Source organism: Microbacterium sp. H6 (genome assembly GCF_003314775.1).
Taxonomy (GTDB): Bacteria; Actinomycetota; Actinomycetes; order Actinomycetales; family Microbacteriaceae; genus Microbacterium; species Microbacterium oxydans.
The window spans coordinates 1-314 of record NZ_QOAY01000162.1; the positions used below are offsets into that span (position 1 = coordinate 1).

Below are 314 nucleotides of genomic sequence, written 5' to 3' on the forward strand. Positions count from 1 at the left end.
CACCCGGCCCGAGGCGCCCGAGGAGCGGCGCCTGCCCCTCGCGTCCGCGCTGCCGCCGGAGCAGACCGAGACGGTCCCCGGCATGAAGGACAACGTCCTGCTGCGTGAAGCGCTCACCGAGATCGAAGCCGGCGCGACCAACGATCAGCTGCTCGGGGTCATGCGTCAGGCGCTCCAGGGGCACCTGTACATCCGCGTGAACGGCGACGCGCGTGCACAGATCAGCGAGGGCAAGGCCCTTTCGGTCGCGGTCGTCCGAGACAGCGAGGACCGCCAGTACATGCTGGCGTTCAGCTCGGCGGGCGCCGGGCGGG

The 314-nt window shown here is 71.7% G+C and carries 1 protein-coding gene; it reads left to right on the top strand.

What is annotated here, in order from left to right; all coding sequences use genetic code 11:
* Nucleotides 1-314, top strand: a 314-nt coding sequence (locus DSP71_RS10205; RefSeq protein ID WP_181800717.1) for an SseB family protein, incomplete at both ends; no start/stop codon positions are given.